Genomic DNA, 4,845 nt, shown 5'->3' with positions numbered 1-4,845 from the left:
CCTCGCCGAGCACGAGGCCGAGCTGCCCGTACAGCCGATCCACGGTGATCTCACCGACGACAACGTCACGGGCCGTCCCGGCGAGGACGCCCGGGTGCACCCCGACACGGTGCTCGACCTCGGCGACTTGAGCCTCGGCTGGCGGGTGGGCGAGCTCGCCGTCACCGTGTCCTCGATGCTGCACCACGAGCCGGAGCGCCCCCTGCGCACGCTGGAGACCGTGCGCGCCTTCCACGCGGAGGCCCCCCTGGCCGACGCCGAGGCCCGCGCGCTCTGGCCGCTCGTCGTGCTCCGCGCCGCGCTGCTCGTCGCGAGCGGCTGGCGGCAGCTCGAGATCGACGGCGACAACGACTACGCCCGGGAACGGATCGACGCGGAGCAGGCGATCTTCGACGCGGCGACCCGGCTGCCGCTCCGCGAGATGACCGAGCACGTCCTGGTCGCAACCTGGCAGCTTGGCTCGCTCACGGCGCTGCCCGCCCGGGAGACGGACGCCCCCGTACTGCCCGGCATCGCGGATGCCGTGCTCGTCGACCTCGGCGTGGAAAGCGCCGCCTTCGACGCCGGGCGCTGGCTCGCCGGGGACGCCGAGGCCGCGCTGATCGCCGAGGCCCTGAGCATCGCCCCCATCGCCGTGCTGCCCTACGGCCAGTTCCGCTTCACCCGGTCCGTCATCGACGCGGACACGGCCGCGGCGACCTCCCCGCTCGGCACCGAGCTTCTGCTCGCCGAGCACGCGGAGGACACCGTGCGCACCCCGGTCTCCGGCGCGGTGCTCACCGCCCAGGGCGGCGTCATCGAGATCGAAACCGGCGTCTTTGTGCTCCGCCTGGAGGGCGTCGACGCCCTCGTTGCCCCGGGGGAGCAGCTGGCCGCGGGGGCCGAGCTGGGGCGGGTCCGGGCCCAGGAGCACGGCATCCCGCGCCGGCTCCGGGTCGCGCTCTTTCGCGCCGACGCCCCGCGCCCCGTGCCCGAGCTGATCAGCCCGGACCGGGTGCCCGCCTGGCGGCGGATGTGCCTGGACCCGGCCCGGCTGCTCGGCCTGCCCGGCGTCACCGAGCGCGACGAGGCCGAGGACGAGCTTCGCCGCCGCGAGCGGATCTTCGCCGCGGCCCAGGAGCGGTACTACGAGCGGCCGCCGCAGATTGAGCGCGGCTGGCAGCACCACCTGGTGGACACGACGGGCCGCAGCTACGTGGATCTCGTCAACAACGTGACCGGGCTCGGCCACGGCCACCCGGGCGTCGCCGACGCGGTGAACCGTCAGATTCGGGTGCTGAACACCAACTCGCGCTTCCTGTACCGCGGGCTCGCCGAGTACAGCGAGCGCCTGCTCGCCATGCTCCCGGCGGGCTCCGGCCTCGACACCGTGCTCCTCGTCAACAGCGGCTCCGAGGCCGTCGATCTCGCCCTGCGCCTGGCGCAGGCAGCGACCGGACGACGCACCGTCGTCGCGCTGCGCGAGGCCTATCACGGCTGGACGATGGCCTCGGACGCGGTCACCACCTCCGCTTACGACAACCCGGATGCGCTCAGTAGCCGGCCGGACTGGGTGCACATCGCCGACGTGCCGAACCGCTTCCGGGGTAGCCACCGTGGCGAGGACACCGCGCCCGCCTACCTCGCGGATTTGGAGCGGGATCTGGAGCGCCTCGCGGCTGAGGATCGCGCCCCCGCCGCCTTCATCTGCGAGTCCGTGCTCGGCAACGCGGGCGGGGTGCTCCTCCCCGAGGGGTACCTGGCCGGGGCCTACGCCGCGATTCGGGCCGCGGGCGGCCTCGCCATCGCCGACGAGGTGCAGGTCGGCTTCGGCCGGATGGGGTCATCGTTCTGGGGCTTCGAGCAGTCCGGGGTGCTCCCGGACATTGTCACGATCGCGAAGCCGATGGGCAACGGCTACCCGATCGGCGGCGTGGTGACCTCGAAGCGGATCGCGGACGCGCTGTCCGCGCAGGGCCAATTCTTCTCGTCCGCCGGGGGGAGCCCCGTGAGCGCGCAGGTCGGCCTCGCCGTCCTCGACGCGATGCGGGACGAGGGCCTGCAGGAGAACGCCCGCGTCGTCGGGGACCGCATGCTCGCGGGCTTCGCGCAGCTGCGGGAGCGGCACGCGCTCATCGGCCCGATTCACGGCACGGGGCTCTACCTCGGAGTTGAGCTGGTTCGCGACCGGGACACGCTGGAGCCCGCGACCGCCGAGGCCGCCGCGATCTGCGAGCGACTCCGCGAGCTCGGCTGCGTGGTGCTGACCACCTCGGAGCGCTCGAACGTGCTCAAGGTGAAGCCGCCGCTGACCCTGACGGCCCAGAGCGCGGACTTCCTGCTCGCGCAGCTCGATCGGGTGCTGACGGAGGGCTGGTAGCCGCCCCGATTGTCCGCCCGGCGATAGTTCTTGTCGGCTGTGACGGGTGAGGATTGCCTAACCTTGGGGTGGGGAAACGCCCCGCAGGAACCCGAGGAGTCCCCGTGTCGAATTGTCATCCCGCCCGAGTGATCGCCGTTGAGCGGCTCAGCCCGAACATGGCGCGGGTGACGCTCGCCCCCGTTGGCGACTGGACCTGGGTCACCGACGGGATCGGCGACGAGCGCATTGACCTCGCCTTCCCCCGCGTCGGCGAGACCGAGGCCAGCCTGGCCTTCTTCAACCAGGAGAACTACGGCTCCGCGGAGCTGGACTACTCGGTTGAGCCGCCGTGGCGGCACTACACGGTGCGTCAGGTTCGCGCGGGCGGCGCCGAGTTCGACATCGACTTCGTCCTGCACGAGGGCGGGCACGCCTCGGACTGGGCGCTGCGCGCCGAGCCCGGACACGTCCTCGGCGTGTTTGGCGCGGGGGAGCCGACCCGTTCGCACTACCGCGATGCGAGCGCCGTGGACTGGCAGCTCCTGGTCGCCGACGCGACCGGCCTGCCGGGGCTCGGCCGCATCGTCGAGGAATTGCAGCCGGGTCAGCGCGCCCACGCCATCGTTGAGGTGATCTCGGACGAGGACCGCCAGGAGTTCGAGACTCGTGGCGAGCTGACGATCGAGTGGCTCGCGGGCTCCGGAATGGGGCTCTCCCCGAGCCGGCTCGCGGACGCGGTCCGCGCCCTGGAGTTCCCCGAGGGCACGCCCTACGTCTGGGTCGCCTGCGAGGCGGCGACGAGCCGCGCGATCCGCAGCCACCTGCGCCGGGACCGCGGGCTGGCCCGCGACACGCACAGCGCCATCGGCTACTGGAGCGCGGGCAAGACCGGCCACGTCACGGGCATCAACGCGGAGGCCGAGGGCGAGCCGCTCGCCTCCTAAGCGGCAAGCGGCGAGGGGCGGGAGCCGGGGGCGTCTCAGGCGCTTCGGACGTAGGCGTCCTGGCTCGCCTCGCGCTGGGCTGCGTGCTCCCGCACCTGCTCCGGCGTCGGGAGCTGGATCGACTGGGTCTGCACGAGGCGCAGCGGCTGCGTCTCCAGGAGCGTCACAGACGGCTCCTCGGTGAGCACCGGATCGAAGTCGGTCTGGTCCTCGATGCTCGGCTGCCAGGACCCGGACTCGCGGCGATCGCGCTGCGTAGCGGTGATGAGTCCGTGGATGCCGATGACGGCCCACACCACGTTCGAGGCGACCGCGGGCCACGCGCCGAAGGCGAAGGCCCCGGCCCCGGCGAGGATGCCGCCGATCGTGTTGAGCGCGGCGTAGCGCTTCCCGGTAGGGGAGACCCAACCGCGCCAGATGAGCACATAGGCGGAGAGCGTGCCAGCGGTCCCGAGCCAACCGAGAATGCTGCCGTAGATGTCGTCCAACGCTGCTCCTTGCAGATGGTGTGCTGGCCAAAAAGGTGATGTGACTCAATTGTTATCTGAGTGCAGTTTTAGCGCAATTGCCTAATTGCGTATCCAGCATTTAGAATTTCTTAATATGAAGATCACCGTCTCGCGGTTGCCCTATCTCCTGCAGATCGCGCGCAGCGGCGGGGTGCTCGCCGCTGCGGATTCCCTGCGGTTGACGCCCTCCGCGGTGTCTCAGCAGCTCAGCCGCTTGGAGGCTGAGGTCGGGGTGCCGCTCGTGGATCGGTCCCCGCGCGGGCTGAACCCCACGGCTGCCGGCCGAGAGCTGATCGAGCTGGCCGAGACCATCGAGCGCGAGGTGAACGAGGCGGCGCTCCGGGTGGCCGCGGCCAGCCAGCTCCCGAGTGGGCGGGTGCGGCTGGGGGCCTTCCAGAGCTTTATCTCCGCGGTGCTCGCGCCCTCGCTGCACCGCTGGCGCGACGAGCTCGCGGGCGTGCAGCTGGAAGTGATCGAGGCCGAGCACTCCGACCTGGTGCGGAGCCTGAAGGCCGCCCAGCTCGACCTCATCGTGATTGAGCGGGACGACGAGGTCGCCGCGCTGCCCCTGCCGCCGGGGATCCGCGAGGTGACCCTGCTACATGATCCGTGGGTGCTCGTGGCGCCCGCCGGAACCCAGGCCGCGCTCGGCGTCGTGGAGCTGGAACGGCTTCAGGTGCCCTGGCTGGAACTGGACGGGGGCGCGGGCGGTGTGAGCGCCGTGCGTCGGGTGCGCCGCGGCCTGCCGGATTCGGAGACGTCGCCGCACCGCTATTCGGGTCACCACGCGGCGCTGGCCATGATCGCGGCGGGGGAGGGGGTCACTCTCATGCCCCAGCTCGCGCTCCGCGACGGGGTGCCCGCGGGGGTGGAGACCCACGAGCTGCCCGGCCTCGGCTTCCGCCGCATCTCGCTCCGCTACCGCGAATCGCGTCGCCCCGCTCCGGCGCTCCGGGCGGCCATCGACTTCCTGCGGGCCTTCGTCGCGGGCGGGGAGGACACGCACGACGCGAACGGTTCGTGACCCGAGGTGCCGCGGGAGGCATCGGGC

General features: G+C 72.0%; 4 protein-coding genes. 3 read left to right on the top strand and 1 reads right to left on the bottom strand.

What is annotated here, in order from left to right; all coding sequences use genetic code 11:
• Both OOT08_RS02750 and OOT08_RS02745 read left to right on the top strand, forming a co-directional pair.
• A partial coding sequence (locus OOT08_RS02750) for an aminotransferase (RefSeq protein WP_325091014.1) occupies positions 1-2,359 on the top strand: 2,359 nt, incomplete at its 5' end.
• Between the two features lie 104 nt (positions 2,360-2,463).
• Positions 2,464-3,285 (top strand): siderophore-interacting protein, encoded by an 822-nt coding sequence (locus OOT08_RS02745; RefSeq protein WP_325091013.1) that lies wholly within the window; start codon positions 2,464-2,466, stop codon positions 3,283-3,285.
• Positions 3,286-3,320: 35 nt separating this feature from the next.
• Here the strand turns inward: OOT08_RS02745 and OOT08_RS02740 are convergent, their stop codons facing one another.
• Positions 3,321-3,773 (bottom strand): CBU_0592 family membrane protein, encoded by a 453-nt coding sequence (locus OOT08_RS02740; protein WP_325091012.1) that lies wholly within the window; start codon positions 3,771-3,773, stop codon positions 3,321-3,323.
• Positions 3,774-3,888: 115 nt separating this feature from the next.
• Here OOT08_RS02740 and OOT08_RS02735 point away from each other — a divergent pair, with 115 nt between their 5' ends.
• Complete coding sequence (locus tag OOT08_RS02735; protein WP_325091011.1) at positions 3,889-4,818, top strand: LysR family transcriptional regulator; 930 nt, start codon at positions 3,889-3,891, stop codon at positions 4,816-4,818.
• The last annotated feature ends 27 nt before the right edge of the window (positions 4,819-4,845 follow it).

It is taken from the genome of Leucobacter sp. M11, assembly GCF_035726885.1.
In the GTDB taxonomy this organism is placed as follows: domain Bacteria; phylum Actinomycetota; class Actinomycetes; order Actinomycetales; family Microbacteriaceae; genus JAPFRB01.
Note: the sequence above shows the minus strand (reverse complement) of the source record. Positions and strands in the feature narration are given on the sequence as shown.